At 48.9% G+C, this 14,418-nt stretch carries 10 protein-coding genes; 6 read left to right on the forward strand and 4 right to left on the reverse strand.

Annotation, left to right across the window (positions count from 1 at the left end; all coding sequences use genetic code 11):
* Nucleotides 1-54: 54 nt before the first annotated feature.
* On the reverse strand, nucleotides 55-681 hold the full coding sequence (upp, locus tag GBAG_RS14870; RefSeq protein ID WP_034459132.1) for a uracil phosphoribosyltransferase: 627 nt from the start codon (nucleotides 679-681) through the stop codon (nucleotides 55-57).
* Nucleotides 682-895: 214 nt separating this feature from the next.
* Between upp and purM the strand changes: the two genes are divergently transcribed.
* From purM to ppx, 4 genes are all read left to right on the forward strand, one after another.
* Nucleotides 896-1,933 carry a phosphoribosylformylglycinamidine cyclo-ligase gene (purM, locus tag GBAG_RS14875; protein ID WP_034497588.1) on the forward strand — a complete coding sequence of 346 codons (1,038 nt, stop codon included), beginning with the start codon at nucleotides 896-898 and terminating at the stop codon, nucleotides 1,931-1,933.
* Entirely contained in the window at nucleotides 1,933-2,574 is a 642-nt protein-coding gene (gene purN / locus GBAG_RS14880) for a phosphoribosylglycinamide formyltransferase (RefSeq protein WP_034497590.1), read from the forward strand. The genes purM and purN overlap by 1 nt, the downstream gene beginning before the upstream one ends.
* A gap of 182 nt (nucleotides 2,575-2,756) precedes the next feature.
* A complete protein-coding gene (gene ppk1, locus GBAG_RS14885) occupies nucleotides 2,757-4,817 on the forward strand; it encodes a polyphosphate kinase 1 (protein ID WP_034497592.1) in 2,061 nt (686 codons plus the stop codon).
* Between the two features lie 23 nt (nucleotides 4,818-4,840).
* Nucleotides 4,841-6,382, forward strand: coding sequence for an exopolyphosphatase (gene ppx, locus GBAG_RS14890; RefSeq protein WP_034497594.1), 1,542 nt, complete (start codon nucleotides 4,841-4,843; stop codon nucleotides 6,380-6,382).
* A gap of 32 nt (nucleotides 6,383-6,414) precedes the next feature.
* Here the strand turns inward: ppx and GBAG_RS14895 are convergent, their stop codons facing one another.
* The gene (locus GBAG_RS14895; RefSeq protein WP_034497597.1) at nucleotides 6,415-8,661 is read right to left on the reverse strand and encodes a sensor domain-containing phosphodiesterase; all 2,247 of its coding nucleotides are present in this window, start codon (nucleotides 8,659-8,661) and stop codon (nucleotides 6,415-6,417) included.
* 348 nt (nucleotides 8,662-9,009) lie between these two features.
* On the opposite strand from GBAG_RS14895, the gene GBAG_RS22250 reads away from it, so the two are divergent.
* Together GBAG_RS22250 and GBAG_RS14900 are read left to right on the forward strand one after the other, a co-directional pair.
* Nucleotides 9,010-9,198 (forward strand): YfgG family protein, encoded by a 189-nt coding sequence (locus tag GBAG_RS22250; protein ID WP_072011191.1) that lies wholly within the window; start codon nucleotides 9,010-9,012, stop codon nucleotides 9,196-9,198.
* Between the two features lie 150 nt (nucleotides 9,199-9,348).
* Nucleotides 9,349-10,239: a DHH family phosphoesterase gene (locus GBAG_RS14900; RefSeq protein WP_034497599.1), complete on the forward strand. Its 891-nt coding sequence runs from the start codon at nucleotides 9,349-9,351 to the stop codon at nucleotides 10,237-10,239.
* A gap of 288 nt (nucleotides 10,240-10,527) precedes the next feature.
* Here GBAG_RS14900 and GBAG_RS14905 read toward each other — a convergent pair whose 3' ends face one another.
* Nucleotides 10,528-12,480, reverse strand: coding sequence for a DUF262 domain-containing protein (locus GBAG_RS14905; protein WP_034497602.1), 1,953 nt, complete (start codon nucleotides 12,478-12,480; stop codon nucleotides 10,528-10,530).
* Nucleotides 12,477-13,757: a DUF262 domain-containing protein gene (locus GBAG_RS14910; protein ID WP_034497605.1), complete on the reverse strand. Its 1,281-nt coding sequence runs from the start codon at nucleotides 13,755-13,757 to the stop codon at nucleotides 12,477-12,479. Before GBAG_RS14910 ends, GBAG_RS14905 begins: the two co-directional genes overlap by 4 nt.
* Nucleotides 13,758-14,418: the final 661 nt, after the last annotated feature.

The raw sequence follows: 14,418 nt of genomic DNA on the forward strand, positions 1-14,418 counted from the left end.
AATAACGGCTCGAACAAATCAAAAAAAAGCCGACTTTCGAAGTCGGCTCAATTTTTACTTAGTACCAAATATTTTGTCCCCGGCATCGCCGAGGCCCGGAATAATGTATCCGTGCTCGTTCAGACCCTGATCGATAGAAGCCGTGAACAGCTCTACGTCCGGGTGCGCTTTTTCCAGCGCGGCGATACCTTCAGGTGCTGCCACCAGAACCAGCACTTTGATGCTGGTACAACCGGCGTTTTTCAGCAGGTCGATGGTTGCGATCATAGAACCGCCGGTTGCCAGCATAGGGTCAACCACCAGCGCCATACGTTCTTCAATGTTAGAAACCAGTTTCTGGAAGTAAGGGACTGGCTCCAGGGTTTCTTCGTTACGGTAGATACCCACAACGCTGATGCGCGCGCTTGGAACGTTTTCCAGCACACCTTCCATCATGCCCAGGCCTGCACGCAGGATTGGCACAACGGTAATTTTCTTGCCTTTAATCTGATCGATCTCTACCGGGCCGTTCCAGCCTTCGATAGTGACTTTTTCAGTTTCCAGATCCGCCGTAGCTTCGTAAGTCAGCAAGCTGCCAACTTCTGAGGCGAGTTCACGAAAGCGTTTGGTGCTAATGTCGTTCTCACGCATCAGGCCCAGCTTGTGTTTGACGAGTGGGTGTTTGACTTCCACGATCTTCATACTCTTTCTCCCCGAGATAGTTGGCCACCATAAAAAAAATCGCCGGATTATACCGCTTTTTTAACACCGCGCCACCGCTTCGAGATCAAACTGGGTGAAATCAGTATAGAACGATAATAATTACATCCCGCTGAACAAGAGGCTCGCAAACGTTTGCCTCCACTGTTAGAATTGCGGCGTTTTTTATTTCTAACCCATCCGCGGGGACTTAGCAGTGACCGACAAAACCTCTCTTAGCTATAAAGATGCCGGTGTTGATATTGATGCTGGTAACGCTCTGGTCGATAAAATCAAAGGTGTAGTGAAAAAGACTCGCCGCCCGGAAGTCATGGGTGGGCTGGGTGGTTTCGGTGCGCTGTGCGCGTTGCCTCAGAAGTATCGTGAACCTGTGCTGGTTTCTGGCACCGATGGTGTGGGTACGAAACTGCGTCTGGCGATGGATTTAAAACGTCACGACACAATCGGTATCGACCTGGTCGCAATGTGTGTCAATGACCTGGTTGTTCAGGGTGCTGAGCCACTGTTTTTCCTCGATTATTATGCGACGGGCAAACTTGAAGTCGACACCGCTGCCAGTGTTATCTCCGGTATCGCCGAAGGTTGTCTGCAATCTGGTTGTGCGTTAGTCGGCGGTGAAACTGCTGAAATGCCAGGGATGTATCATGGCGAAGATTACGACGTCGCAGGTTTCTGCGTCGGCGTGGTTGAGAAATCTGAAATCATCGACGGCTCCAAAGTAACCGACGGCGATGTGCTGATCGCCCTGGCTTCAAGTGGCCCGCACTCCAACGGTTACTCTCTGGTGCGTAAAGTGCTGGAAGTGAGTGGTGCTGACCCGCTGACCACCGAACTGGAAGGCAAGCCGCTGGCCGATCATCTGCTCGAACCGACCCGCATCTATGTGAAGTCGATTCTTGAATTGATTGAACAGGTTGACGTTCACGCGATTGCACACCTGACCGGTGGCGGCTTCTGGGAAAATATCCCGCGCGTACTGCCGGACAACACTCAGGCCGTGATCGCTGAATCTTCATGGCAATGGCCTGCGGTATTCAACTGGTTGCAACAAGCCGGGAATATCAGCCGTCACGAAATGTACCGCACCTTTAACTGCGGCGTCGGCATGCTGATTGCTCTGCCTGCGGCTGAAGCTGATAAAGCGGTAGCATTCCTGAACGCAAAAGGTGAAAACGCCTGGAAAATCGGTAGTATCAAAGCTTCTGATTCCTCCGAGCGTGTGGTTATTGAATAATGAAACGCATTGTGGTGCTGGTTTCCGGTAACGGAAGCAATCTTCAGGCGATTATTGATGCCTGCAAGCATAAAAAAATTAATGGCACCGTTGCGGCTGTATTCAGCAATAAAACCGATGCTTTTGGGCTTGAGCGGGCGCGTGAAACAGAAATTCCTGCGCACGCATTAACGGCCAGCCAGTTCGCCGATCGCGCAGCGTTCGATCGTGAATTGATGCTTGAGATTGACGCCTACGCGCCCGATCTGGTGGTTCTGGCAGGTTACATGCGCATTCTAAGCCCGGAGTTTGTCGGGCACTATGCGGGCCGCCTGATTAACATTCATCCTTCTTTGTTGCCTAAATATCCAGGCCTGAACACACATCGTCAGGTTCTGGAAAATGGCGATGAAGTCCACGGAACGTCGGTGCATTTTGTGACTGATGAACTGGATGGCGGCCCGGTCATTCTTCAGGCTACGGTTCCCGTGTTTGAAGGTGATGATGAAGAAGACATCACCGCGCGCGTGCAAACTCAAGAACACGCTATTTATCCGCTGGTTGTTTCCTGGTTTATCGACGGGAGACTAGAGATGCGCGATAACAGCGCATGGCTTGATGGCACTCAACTGCCACCGCAAGGTTATGCCGCAGACGAATAAAATTAAGGGGCTTTTGCCCCTTTTTCATTTCTCCGACCTACGACGCTTACTTAACGTAAATCACATCTTAAATCGCGTTTTGTCATACTTTACGGCCAGCGTTGGACATTCCCCGCCAAAGCTCGCCATAATGACAGACGTGACGGCATTTTAACGTCCACGAAAACGGAGTGTGAGGGCTAATGGGCCAGGATAAGCTGTACATCGAAAAAGAACTGAGTTGGTTGAATTTTAACGAACGCGTGCTCCAGGAAGCGGCGGATAAAATTAACCCGCTGATCGAGAGAATGCGTTTTCTCGGCATCTATTCGAATAACCTTGATGAATTCTACAAGGTCCGTTTCGCCGAACTTAAACGGCGCATTCTGATCAGTGAAGAACAAGGTACGGCACCTAATTCGCGCCATTTACTCAATAAAATTCAGGCGCGCGTGCTAAAGGCCGACCAGGAATTTGATGGGTTGTATAACGATTTGCTGTTGGAAATGGCGCGTAATCAGATCTTCTTGATCAACGAACGCCAGCTTTCGCCAAATCAGCAAAACTGGCTGCGTCATTACTTCAAACACTATTTGCGCCAGCACATCACACCGATCCTCATCAATAACGAAACCGATCTGGTGCAGTTCCTTAAAGATGATTACACCTATCTGGCGGTTGAGATTATTCAGGGCAGCGATATTCGTTACGCCCTGCTAGAAATCCCGTCCGATAAAGTGCCTCGTTTCGTGAATTTGCCGCCGGAAGCACCGCGTCGCCGCAAGCCAATGATCCTGCTCGATAACATTCTGCGTTATTGCCTGGATGACATTTTCAAAGGGTTCTTCGATTACGATTCGTTGAACGCTTACTCAATGAAAATGACCCGCGACGCAGAATACGACCTGGTGACAGAAATGGAGTCCAGCCTGCTGGAACTGATGTCATCAAGCTTAAAACAGCGCCTCACCGCCGAGCCGGTGCGTTTTGTTTACCAGCGCGATATGCCTGATGCGATGGTCGAAATGCTACGGAATAAGCTGACTATCACTAATTACGACTCCATTATTCCCGGTGGCCGTTACCACAATTTTAAAGATTTCATTAACTTCCCAAATGTTGGCAAAGCCAATTTAATCAACAAACCTCTGCCGCGGCTGCGCCATATCTGGTTCGATAAATTCCGTAACGGATTTGATGCGATTCGTAACCGTGACGTGCTGCTTTATTATCCGTACCACACTTTTGAACACGTGCTGGAATTGCTGCGTCAGGCCTCGTTCGACCCGAGCGTACTGGCGATTAAAATCAATATTTACCGCGTCGCGAAAGACTCGCGCATTATTGAGTCGATGATTCATGCCGCGCACAATGGCAAGAAAGTCACCGTGGTGGTTGAGCTGCAGGCGCGTTTTGACGAAGAAGCCAATATTCATTGGGCGAAGCGCCTGACCGAAGCCGGGGTGCACGTCATTTTCTCGGCACCGGGTCTGAAGATCCACGCAAAATTATTCCTGATTTCGCGTAAAGAAGGTGAAGAAGTGGTGCGTTATGCCCACATCGGCACCGGTAACTTTAACGAGAAAACCGCCCGTCTTTATACCGACTATTCCTTGTTGACCTGCGATGCACGCATCACCAATGAAGTGCGCCGGGTATTCAACTTTATCGAAAACCCGTATCGCCCGGTGACGTTTGAACATCTGATGGTTTCGCCGCAGAACTCACGCCGCCTGCTTTACGATTTGGTCGATAAAGAAATTGCGAATGCGCAAAACGGCGAACCGTCTGGCATTACTCTGAAACTCAATAACCTGGTCGATAAAGGGCTGGTAGACAGGCTGTATGCTGCGTCAAGCTCGGGTGTGAAGGTGAATTTGCTGGTGCGCGGTATGTGCTCGCTTATCCCAAATCTGGAGGGGATCAGCGATAACATTCGGGTTATCAGTATCGTAGACCGTTATCTGGAACACGACCGGGTCTATATATTTGAAAATGGTGGCGATAAGAAAGTGTATCTTTCGTCTGCCGACTGGATGACGCGCAACATTGATTACCGTATCGAAGTTGCGGTTGCCATCCTCGATCCGCGCCTGAAACAACGGGTGCTGGATATTATTGAAATCTTGTTCAGTGACACGGTGAAAGCCCGCTATCTCGACAAAGAGTTGAGCAACCGCTATGTTCCGCGCGGTAATCGCCGCAAGGTGCGCTCACAGCTGGCGATTTACGATTACATCAAGTCTCTGGAACAACCTGAATAACGCATCATGCTGACTATAAAATCATGCCAATAAAAAAACATGCTCCACGACCGCAAGAATTCGCTGCGGTAGATCTTGGCTCGAACAGCTTCCACATGGTTATTGCCCGTGTGGTTGACGGCGCGATGCAAATCATCGGACGCCTGAAACAACGTGTTCATTTGGCTGATGGCCTGAATGCCGACAACGAGTTAAGCGAAGAGGCGATGGAACGTGGGCTGTCATGCCTTGCGTTATTTGCTGAACGTTTGCAGGGTTTCTCGGCCGATAACGTCTGCATCGTCGGCACGCACAGTTTGCGTCAGGCAGTGAACGCCGAAGAGTTCCTCAAACGTGCCGAGCAGGTTATCCCCTACCCGATTGAGATTATTTCCGGTAATGAAGAAGCGCGCCTGATTTTCATGGGTGTGGAACATACCCAACCTGAAAAAGGCCGCAAACTGGTGATTGATATCGGTGGCGGTTCGACCGAGTTAGTCATCGGCGAAGATTTCGAGCCGATGCTGGTCGAAAGCCGCCGTATGGGCTGTGTGAGCTTTGCGCAAAACTTTTTCCCACGGGGTGCTATTACCGCCGAAAACTTCAAACGCGCGCGGCTTGCTGCGGTACAAAAGCTGGAGAATCTTTCCTGGCAGTACCGTTTACAAGGCTGGAATGTGGCGATGGGCGCTTCTGGCACCATCAAAGCGGCCCACGAAGTGCTGGTCAGCATGGGTGAAAAAGACGGCATTATTACGCCTGAGCGCCTGGAAATGCTGCGCGATGAAGTGTTGAAGTACAAAAGTTTCAGCGCAATGAGCCTGCCGGGTTTATCCGAAGAACGCAAAGCGGTGTTTGTGCCGGGGCTGGCGATTCTGTGCGGCGTGTTTGACTCATTGGCTATCCGCGAACTGCGTTTGTCTGACGGGGCGTTGCGTGAAGGCGTGCTGTATGAAATGGAAGGCCGTTTCCGCCATCAGGACATACGCATCCGTACTGCGCAAAGTCTGGCTGACCAATATCATATCGACAGCGATCAGGCCAAGCGCGTGCTGGCGACAACCGAACATATTTATCAGCAGTGGGAAGTGCAAAACCCGAAACAGGCAAATCCGCAAATGTCCGCGCTGTTGAAATGGTCAGCCATGCTGCATGAGGTCGGGCTGAATATTAACCACAGCGGGCTTCATCGCCATTCGGCTTATATTCTGCAACACAGCAACCTGCCTGGATTTAACCAGGAACAGCAGACGCTCATTGCATCGTTAGTGCGTTATCACCGTAAAGGGGTGAAAATTGACGATCTGCCGCGCTTCACGCTGTTTAAGAAAAAGCAGTTCTTGCCGTTAATCCAGATTCTGCGCCTGGCTGTGTTACTCAACAATCAACGCCAGGCGACAACCACGCCACCAACGCTGGTGCTGGAAACGGACGAGCATCAGTGGACGCTGCGTTTCCCCTATGACTGGTTCAGCCAGAACACACTGGTGTTGCTGGACTTAGAGCGGGAACAGCAATACTGGGATAATACGCCAGGCTGGAAACTTAAAATTGAAGAAGAAGCCAGCCCAAACATCGCGGCGTGATGATTAACAAATTTAAGCGCCCAAACGGGCGCTTAGTTTTTCACCTGTAAGCGCTGTTTAATGAGAAGTGATTCAAGTAACCGCGGACGCCCAATTAAATATCCCTGAATGTAATCAATCCCCAGGCTTTGTACTGCCGCTTTCACCGCTTCATTTTCGACATACTCGGCAACTAACTGCATCTTTTTCATGCGCGCTAACTGGCAGATGGACTCAACAATCTGGTAATCCAGACTGCTGGTCAGTATGTTGCGAATAAAACTGCCGTCGATTTTTAGGATGTCGGCACTAATGTCTTTCAGACGCGCATAACTGGCATAACCTGTGCCGAAATCATCGATTGCCACGCGGCATCCCATGTTTTGCAATGTGGTCAGCGTCATATTGGCCTGCTCAAGATTGGTTAATGAGTTACTTTCGGTCACTTCAAAAATGAGCTGCCAGGGCTGAATTTTATACTGCGCCAGCAGGCATTTGACTTCACTGGCAAACTGCAAGCGCCCGACCGAAGCCGGTGTCAGGTTAATCGAAAAACGGCTGCCGGGGAGTTGTTCACGGTGTGCGTCCATGAATTTTAGCGTTGCTTCAATCACCCATTTATCGATTTTAGATGACAAGCCAAACTCATGCGCCACTGGCAAAAAGGTATCAGGCATAAACAAATTATCGCCTTCATTATCCCCTTTCATGCGCAACAAAATCTCATGGTAATGGTCGCCTCGAATCCCTTCGATTCGCTGCGCCATCAAAACGAAATCCCCAGAATCAATGGCACTTTGCACACGATTCATCATGGCGACTTTATTTTTTATCGCATTCTGCACAGGGTTTGTGCCCTGCTGCTGCAAGTTCTCAGGCTTAGACGTCGCGAGCGACAAATCCGCCATCGTACTGAGCTCGCCTAACAAGAAATAAATATGAGTCACCGGTTGGCGAATGTAGCAATAACTCATGCCCACTTGCGGCTGCATTGCCATTCCATCCCACATAAAACGGAATTGTTTGACGCGCTGGTCGATAGCTTCAATACGCTCATGGTAATCATCATAATTTACCCGCACTGCCAGTTCATGCCCCGACAAGTGATACACCTTTTCTCTATCCTCGAGCACCGGCTGCAAGTAATCATTTAGCTGCTGCTTATATTGAATGCGAAGCTGCACGCCATAGTTGCGACCCAGAAGTTCAAGCTCAGGTATGCGTAAAAAAGCCAGAGCCGAATATGGGTGACGGGATAAATCTCGGTTAAGCGCCCGCAGATTTGGCATCTGTACCACGGGGTCGATAAAAGCAACGCGTCGCGCTTTGTTGTGCAAAAAACGCTGGCGCGTGGTGACGACCGCCATCAAATAAATGGTAATAGAAAAAACCGCATAACAAGATGAGGCAATTGCCAGGTGAAGCTGGAAGCCCATATACGGTGGCAAGTAGTTTTGAAAACCGCTACACAAGATAGTGAGAATCACCATCCAGATCGTGGTGATAAACAGAAAACCAAAGCGCATCGCGCCCCACAACATCAGCGGCAGAATCAGCGTTAAGGTGTAATCGGTCGTGAAAATGCTACTGACATCGTCAATCGGTACTAATAACAAACTCATTAGCACCACAACAATGACGGCCCATATCCCAATCTCGCCTTTAGTCACGCCCGATTGCATTTGGGCTTTCATCCGCGACAAAAACGAAAAAATAAAACGCGGGTTTCGGCACATGCGAATGATGGAATAGAAAAATGGCATTCCCGTCAGGCAGCCAACAAGCACAGCCTGGAAATTAATCAATGTACGGGCGTGAAACGGGTTTTCCGCGACCGTTGAGTTGACGCCGTCATACCAGCCGAAGAAAAGCCCAAGCTGATAGATAATCAAAAAAATAAATGAGTTGACGATGACCAGCCACAGCATGCGTTGCGCCGTTAATTTGATGATGCCAAACATCACTGAACTGCGCCGGGGCACGAATATACGGTAGCCTCCCCAGCTAACCGCAATGGGGAGCAGAAAATGAATCACCGACAATAACGCGGTAATTTCCCCTTTCATAGGAACGTAACGGATTAACAACGCGAGAATAATGCCAGGGAAAGCGGCCCAACCGAAAAGCAGTGTGAAAGCCGTCATCAGACCAAGCGGCATATAGACGAGGAAAACGCGGCTCCCTTCCATCACGGTATTAGCATTACACCAAACAGCAATGGGAAGCAGCAGACTCGGCAGCACCAGAGGTAGCGCCCACCATTTGTTCTTATTGTTCTTGTACCAGCTTGCCAGAGACATTGAAATTCGCCAGGAACCCTATCATCCAGCTCGGGTAAGTTTCGAACAGGTATCCAACCCGGACGTTATGCCCATATTGCTATGGGATAGAGTGCAGATTTTAGTTAGGGATTACGTTATGAATATGATCTAAATCAATTTCCTTAATGAGTATGTTCTTTATTTACGATTTATTCAAAAAAGTAACTGGAGATATACTGATCAACTAATATTAAGAAATGTTTATATAACAAGGAGAAATGATTTCGCGTTCATTTCCAGGAAGAACAGGATTTGACCTTCAGGCATCACTATGCCTAAATATTGCTGTCGCCCGCGGTTGACGGGTAAACATCAAGGATCATTTGCGTGACACAGGTTACGAGTATGCGAAGACGACATAAATTTAATAATCGTATGACCCGCATTATTCTGCTCATCAGTTTTCTCTTCCTTTTTGGCCGTTTTGTCTATTCTGCCATCGGTGCCTGGTACCATCATCAGGACAAAGTAGAAGCACAGCAAAGTAGCCTGTCCGTGGACAATACTAGCCGGTAAGGCCTCACTTCAAGACATTGATATTCTAACCGCCAAACAGGTGGTCGATGCCTCACGCCTGAAGGTTGTGAAATGAGCGCGGATGGCATCCTATACTCTAACGACACGCAGTGAAGTGCACAGAATAAATTTGTGACAAGGAGAGAGTAGATGATACATGTCTTTGGCCATCTAAATCCCGATAGCGGTACCGTCTGCACAGCGTACATGGCTGCACGCTGGCTGACGATTAAAGGGCGTAATGCCCAGGCGTTTCGTCTCGGTGAGTTAAACAGAGAAACAAACTATATATTCCGCCATGCGGGCCTGACGCCTCCGCCGCTGCTTGATGATTCCCTTGCTGGCAAAGATGTCTGGCTGGTTGATTTCACCGAACCCGCGCAAGGGCCAGCCTCGCTGAATGAAAGCAATGTTGTCGGGATTATCGACCATCACCGTCTTGGCGGCCTGATCACTCAGCTCCCTCCTGAAGTGTGGATAAAACCTGTCGGCAGCAGTGCGACATTGTTATGGCAACTGATGACTCCGACCATTCGCCATGAGATTTCCCCCAGCGAAGCCATTTTGCTTTTGGGAGCGGCGTTGAGTGATACCGTCGCACTTCGCTCGCCGACGACCACTGATGAAGACCGCCAGGCTGTAGATGAGCTTTGCTCTCTCGCCAAAGTGGATCGTGAAGATTTCATTCGTAATTTGCTGACCGCCAAGACAGATATTGTCGGTTTGAACGCAGACGAACTGTTGAATAAAGACAGTAAAATGTTTGATATTTCAGGGAATAAAGTACTGGTCGCACAGCTCGAATTGTATTCTCTGGACCAGGCAGAACCGCTTATCGATGAGCTTAAATCAGCGATGGAACAGCGGGTCACAACTTCAGGAGCTGGCCTGGTGGTTTTGATGCTGACCGATATCAGCGCTGAGTGCTCAAGGCTCTACTTTGCTGGCCCCGCACTTACCGATAACGCTCCCTGCACCATCGCCGGGATGTTAAGTCGCAAAAAACAATTACTTCCCTGGCTGCATGCGCGGCTCGGTTAAATTGCACTATAAAAAAAGCCCATTAAAAAATGGGCTTCGATTTAACTGACTACGAGATAGTGACAGTTATGCCTGACGGCTCGTTATTCCCACTCGATGATCAACGCCACCTGAAAACACTATAAAATCAACATTATATCATTTTATTTGCATGTCGATACCACACAAAATACCATGATAAGAAAACCTGGGAGCTGTACTGATCGCGTCGCCCGACACAAAACGCTTTTAGACTGACAACTTGCACTTCGCAAGGGATATTCGTCCAAAAGCGGTTATTCAAAGAAATCAACGCCCCGGGTAGGATCTTCCGCTTGCCTCCACCAGACTTACATCATCACGAAGCAATGTCACCATCTCTTCATGATGTGCTGTTATCTGCTGATCGTTCCAGCCTGTATTTCGAGTGATTTCCGCCATTCTCTTGAGCTTGGGACTTTGAAGTTCAATCGTATCCTTGAAGTTTTCGGCCTTCGCTCTGGGAAGACTATTGCTGAATTTTGAGTTCGCGCTGACGCTTACGAGCGCGAGGTTGCCAAGCAGGTTAAGGCTAGAACCTGAAACAACCGCGCCCGACTGTTCTTTGTCCGGATGCTGTGGATAAAAGTGCTCAATGGAAGTTCTGAACTGAAATTTGAAATCTCGTTTTGAGGAATCGCTCAACAGAAGATAGTCGAGATACGAAAAGACTATACGGCTGATACCAAACCCTTGTGGTTGCTGATCTTCCTCAAAGGGGAATGTCTCTTTAACCTTGCTACGGGCATACCCCTTCAACAAATCGGCAAGATCCGCATGTTTCGCGTCTTGAGGGGCTTTAACGGATAGCCAGCGAAGAACTTTGGTAATCCAGTGCATCGTTCGCGGAGAAGTGTAGGTAATCCGAAGCATGGACTGGAGCAGCAATACATCTCGGGTATGTGGGTCAGCACCGCTGTCCTCCTCTAAGTTTCCATTGCTGGCCGAGAAAACATGGATGTACGTCGGGGTTGGCTTCTTGTCCGCGCCGCCTTTCTTCAATCGCTGGAGAGACCAATCACCATCGTCACCGATGTTCGCCGTGAATTGACGCTTCAAGATGAAGCCATCGAAGAGATTGCGGCACTTGAGAAGCATGAATGCAAAGCTACGCACCCAATCTGCTTTAGCATCGGGTACATTATTTACGGCGTCGTCAAATGACTTGATGAGGCGCTTGTCGTCAAGCTGGCCTTCGTCTTCGACCTCATCGCCTTTCATAATTCTTAGAACGTGTAGCAGAAAGGCCGGAAACTCAATAGTCGAACGAAACCGCTCGTTGCCCTCGTCTTCAGTGGAATTTGACTCGATCTCTTTAGCGTATTTTGACAACGCCTCATCCAAGGACAACGATACCCCTTCGGAGGATTGCCTTGATGAATTGATGCCGGATTGCGGACGACTTTCCGTTAGCGACGCGAAGCTGGTCACCTCCAGCCAGGACCATTCATCGCCAAATATTTTGTTTCGCAAACTGGTGTCACCACGGGTCAGAGACATCTGGACATAAGAATCCATATCAGCACAGGCATCCCAAACCCACGCGAAGCATTCGCGTTCATATTGATTGGGCAGCTTGCTCATCAGGCGAGCCTTAACAATATCAACCTGCTTGAGTTGCTGCCCACGAGTGTTCATGATCTCGAAGTAGCGATTGAGGTCGGTATTGGGTGGCAGCGAGGCACGGACGACAGTAACCTTCGTTAGCAAGAAATCGGAGAATTTTTCGCGTGAGCGATTAAGGGTTTCATTTTGTTTGAAGAACTGATTGATGATGCTGTAGCCTTCATGGATGCCAGCATCTGCATTACTCGTGGAACCCTGCGGTCGGACTTTCCCCTTAGCTGCCTCCTGTGCTACTCGCCGCAGGGCTTCCGTTGCCCGTGCACGCGACTCATATTGCAAGTGGCCTGCATGACCAACCGACGGCTTCTCACCCTCACCGTCTTGCTCCAGGAAGGTCAGAAGCAGATAGAGGGTTGTAAGTCGTTGTTGTCCATCTATGACCTCGAACTCGTCCTCTCTACCCCGCTTGATTACAACAAGGTTCCCAAGAAAATAGCCGTCCTGGCCCCCAGCCACCGAGTCTTGAATATCGCTGATAAGTTGCTCAATCTGTTCGGCCCGCCAAGCATAGTTCCGTTGATAAATAGGAATCAGATAATTGTCCGTGAATAGCTTGCCTACTGTTAGCAGTTCGGGTTTCAACTCCTTCTTGCTCATTGCAGCCCCTTGATAAAAGCAACGAGTTCCTTTTCGTGGTTATCGTCGTATGGCTGACTTGCTATTGGAAGTTTACGGACAACACTTCCAGTCATCGCGTTGCGTAGCAAAACAAAAGGCGATTTATTTGCATCGTTTTTACCTCGCGCTCGGTTGTCAGCAGATACAAATTGCACACGAAGTAACTCGACCCGCAAGGCATATGCCCATGCGAATAACCTATTTCGCACTTCATCCACATCTTCATCGCCAAACTTGTTTGTATAGCAAAGCAGCGCGGCAATGAACAATTCGTAAACGTAGCGGTAGCGACTTTGAGATGGGCCAAAGTTTTTGAAACCTCTGTCGATAACCTCTTTTTCCAGTATCTTCAATTCGTCCAGCATGAATGTCACCATCTCGAAAAATGAGCGCCCAGCGATTATCGGGGCATCAAGCTGAAAGCGGCTGCGTCCGGCATTTCGTGCATCATGTGTAGAGGACATCGCCCATGCACTTAGAAGTGGCATAGCGGCTTGTGCTGCAAGGTGATATCGCAGATTTGGCGAAAATGATCTGTGGGATCGTGATGAAATTCCCTTGAACATGCCGATGTCCCGAATAGCAAATTCGAGCGAGCTTTCGCCTCGTGACCATTTGGATATCCGGTATAAAAAAGTAGAAAAAAGCCTGTCCAGATCCTCATCATTTACGGCTTCCCAAGCCTCAACGACAGCCACTTTCATAGCAGCGGACTCATCGTGCATTTCGCGCAGGTGGTGTGCTTTGAGCAAGTCGTGAGGGGCAAGCGGTTTGCCGCGATAGTTCTGGGAATCAAAGACACGAAATGCCTCATCAATATCGTCCGTCACAATACGCACCAACTGACATTTGTGACAGATAAAATCCAAAAATTCTTCTTTATCTTCCAACTGCGACAGGCGCCTTTGAAGCTCCATCCAAACCAGGGAGACAGGGGTTTCGCTGTTACCAGACACCGAAATCTGATGATTTATCGGATCTAAGGCCGCAAGAATCATTCGCAAAGTCAGCAGACGTTGCTGTCCGTCGACTACATTGAGATACTCACCATCATCGTGAATAATGATTGCACCCAAAACATAGGGAATATCTTTTCGTTCGGTATCTCGAAGAGCTTCGCTGAGATCATCCACCAGTTGTAGAGCGGTCGATACTTCCCAACTATATGGGCGTTGATAGTTCGGTATCCGAAGGCCTTGCTTGAGTAGTTCATCTACGGTGACTGCACTAACACCGTCCTCTCCGTTAATCGCCATTGCTATGTCCCGTCATTGAAGCTTTTCTATTTTCTCAGCGTGTTTTCCGCAAACTTTATTCACCCATATGGAGACTTCGATTCCGAGCGGCGGCTGTCTTGTTTCACAATTTCGATCACGAGGTGCTCCTCTGGCTCATTTTTAACGATCTGGAGACTTGGGTCGAGAGAGCGGTTCTGACCAAAAGCGGGCATCGATGGCATCAGCACAGCGCTGCAATGCACCCGGTTGTCAATACCATGGCATTTGCTGATACGGTCACATGGTATTTGCTATATCTTCGATTCAGCGTCGGTCTTATACCATGAAAAATGCCATTGATAATGCAGTCAATATCATCAATGGCACTAACTAAATCAAATAAAACAATAGGTTAAATAATAACTCACTCCACTCTATTATAAACAAACTTATTAAGTTATTAGGAAACATATACTTAATATACTCCACAACCGAAAAGCCATGAAAAGTGCCATGCATAGTAAAAACATTTAAGAATGTCGGATTAACCTCTATCATGGCAAAGGCTGCCAATTGCTGCCTCTCCAAGATGACCAACTCACCCACATAAGCTGACGAGCAATCTCAGCCAGCAGCTCCACAGCATAAGAAAATCGGCCTTGAAAAGCTCTTCCATTGCCTCATCGTGACAACAGTCTTC

Source organism: Buttiauxella agrestis ATCC 33320, from assembly GCF_000735355.1.
Taxonomy (GTDB): domain Bacteria; phylum Pseudomonadota; class Gammaproteobacteria; order Enterobacterales; family Enterobacteriaceae; genus Buttiauxella; species Buttiauxella agrestis.

What these genes read in the sequence shown, in the direction of transcription:
- upp (WP_034459132.1), bottom strand. Translation starts at nt 681, where the DNA reads ATGAAGATCGTGGAAGTCAAACACCCACTCGTCAAACACAAGCTGGGC.
- purN (WP_034497590.1), top strand. Translation starts at nt 1,933, where the DNA reads ATGAAACGCATTGTGGTGCTGGTTTCCGGTAACGGAAGCAATCTTCAG.
- ppk1 (WP_034497592.1), top strand. Translation starts at nt 2,757, where the DNA reads ATGGGCCAGGATAAGCTGTACATCGAAAAAGAACTGAGTTGGTTGAAT.
- ppx (WP_034497594.1), top strand. Translation starts at nt 4,841, where the DNA reads ATGCCAATAAAAAAACATGCTCCACGACCGCAAGAATTCGCTGCGGTA.
- GBAG_RS14895 (WP_034497597.1), bottom strand. Translation starts at nt 8,661, where the DNA reads ATGTCTCTGGCAAGCTGGTACAAGAACAATAAGAACAAATGGTGGGCG.
- GBAG_RS14900 (WP_034497599.1), top strand. Translation starts at nt 9,349, where the DNA reads ATGATACATGTCTTTGGCCATCTAAATCCCGATAGCGGTACCGTCTGC.
- GBAG_RS14905 (WP_034497602.1), bottom strand. Translation starts at nt 12,480, where the DNA reads ATGAGCAAGAAGGAGTTGAAACCCGAACTGCTAACAGTAGGCAAGCTA.
- GBAG_RS14910 (WP_034497605.1), bottom strand. Translation starts at nt 13,757, where the DNA reads ATGGCGATTAACGGAGAGGACGGTGTTAGTGCAGTCACCGTAGATGAA.